Consider the following 2,376-nt stretch of genomic DNA (forward strand, 5'->3'; position numbering starts at 1 on the left):
AGAGCAAGAACAAGCCCTTAAAGAATTTGGGCAAAGCTTTGGAGGTGGGGCTAGGTTTGAAAATGCTAAAAGCCCACTGAGGGATAAAATAGCTAGTAGCTTTGGGGAGGATAGCGGAGCGCTTAAAGCCTTTGATAGTGCTTATAACATTCTGACCTTGCCCAAGCACACAGAAAGACAAGAGGCCTTTATTAGGGCTATTAGAGCCGATGAGAGCGGGAATTTACTAGCCTTTTTAACTGAAGCGGCAAATAGCAGTGTGCAGGCACATAACACGCTAAAAAGTATTTTAAATAAGACTACCGCAAACCTAAAAGAACAGCTTGAAAATCTCCAGCTAAATAAGGGCGATATTAAAGCGATCTTTGATGATTTAGAAAAAGGCACAAAGGAAAGTTATAACGATGCCATAGAAAAAGCTATCCCAGCGGTATTAACCAATGATATTAAGACTACTCTAAGCCCTGAGAATAAAGCCAATGGATTAAGCTTTAAAGAGTTTAAGGCGGAGCTAAAAGATCAAGGGCTAGAACAAGAGGCCAAAGGCTTTCTAAATGTGATTGAGAAAAATATTTATAACCCTGAGGGGGTGAACTTTAGACAACTCAATAGCTCCCTTAAACTACTCAATGCTTATCATAAGAATACTAAAGACCCTAACTTTAAAGACTACATTAACAGAGCTTTAGAGGGGTTTTTAAGACGCGATATTAAAAACGGCATTGATAATTTATTTGAGCAACTCCCTAAATCTAAAGTAGATCAATACAAAGAGCTTTATAACACAGCATTAAATGATTATGCCACTATGAAACAGACCCTAAGAGATGTTAAAAAACTTGGGCTAAGAGATGCGCACAATAGCACAGAAAAAGCCCTAGATAGTTTAATTAAGTTTACTAAGGGGCAGGGTGATAAGCTAGATAATCTCAGCGCTATTAGCAAGGGTTTAAGCAAACAAAACCGCGAAGTGCTAGAGCTTAATATGCTTGATAGACTCTTTAAAAAGTCTTTAGTTGATGCGCAAGATATAAGTGTGCTAGATAGCTTTAAGTTTATGAACCACCTAGATGAGTTAAAGCAAAGCACCTTTAAAACTCAAGGCGCTAAAGACTTTATAGAGATCGCCAAAGGCTTTCATAGATTATTTAATCAAGACGCCGCTATTGCTAAAGCCCTTAAGCCAACAACGGGTGGAACAATTGGAAGTAGTATTGCTACTAGTGTAGGCGGGGCAGCACAATTTCAAGTTACAAAAGCGACCTTTGGCTTTATTGTTAGAACTTTGCCCTATATCCCCTTTGCTAAAGCGCTTAATGATAAAGTAAGCGGAGCAGCCTTGAGATACCACATTAAAGCCGCCCTTAATAAAAGCCATAGCATAGAGGCCTTTAAACAAAACCTTAACAGAATCGCTAATAGGGCTGAATTTAGCAACGCTACTAGAGTCTTAATTAGAGAGATTGAACAAAATTTACCTAAGAATGTGGAGAGTGGGGGCACTCAAGCAAATATGGAGGGGAGAGCTCTACAAAGCCAAACACAAGGGGCGGGGCAAGAGTTAGAGGGGAGGGGGCTACAAGATCAAGCGGCGGTTAAAATCCCCCATAACCCAGCCTTTGGTACAAACTTTAAAGAGTTTTACCACGATCCACAAGGTGCAGTAGCCAAACTCATACAGGCTAAAGAAGGCCAAGTTGCCGGAGCGTTTTACAGAGAGGATTTAGGCGATATAGATTTAGTGTGGGGAGCAAGTGCAACAGATTTAAAAGACTTGAAAGATGTTAAAGGCAAACCGCTTAAGCCCTATGGCCTATCTAAGATTATAGAAAAACATGTGAACGACTTTAAAGACTTTGAGGGGACGAATATACAAGAAAAACTTATTCATGGCTTAACAGAGATCGTAGCAAAAGGGCGTGTACTTGAAAATGCAGGAGTCTATACAATTCACTTTAAAAACCAAAAGGGAAGCTTTAGGGTAGGTTTATCTAGGGGGTGGAACGAACAAGGAGACAACCATTGGATCATCACGGCGTACAAAAATAATTGAATAGACCCCTTCGTACAGATTCCCGACCAAGTTACGACCCAAAAAGGGCTGAGTATGGAACCGATCTTACTCAGAGGGGAGAGAGCAAACTAACAAAACAGACCTTAAAAGTCAACTTTTTAGGACTTTTATTCATGGGCATGGTGAATCTTATCTTTCTAGGTTGCACCCCCCGCGTTATCTACCAAAAGGTTTATATCCCTACTAAGTGTAATATCATTAAACCAGAAAGACCGCCTAAGAGTTTGCACTTTATAGATTATCTGAAAGAGTTGTTGATCTATACTGAAAGACTTGAAAAAGATTTAGAGTTTTGCACTAAA

The 2,376-nt window shown here is 39.8% G+C and carries 1 protein-coding gene and 1 pseudogene; both read left to right on the plus strand.

Features of this window, described 5'->3' with window-relative positions; all coding sequences use genetic code 11:
* Positions 1 to 2,053: pseudogene (locus G6Q06_RS08255) on the plus strand (DUF3519 domain-containing protein); the annotation flags it as partial.
* A 140-nt stretch (positions 2,054 to 2,193) separates the two neighbouring features.
* Positions 2,194 to 2,376: hypothetical protein (locus tag G6Q06_RS08260; RefSeq protein ID WP_240329370.1), on the plus strand; the 183-nt coding region annotated here is incomplete at its 3' end.

It is taken from the genome of Helicobacter suis (assembly GCF_902196135.1).
Taxonomy (GTDB): domain Bacteria; phylum Campylobacterota; class Campylobacteria; order Campylobacterales; family Helicobacteraceae; genus Helicobacter; species Helicobacter suis_A.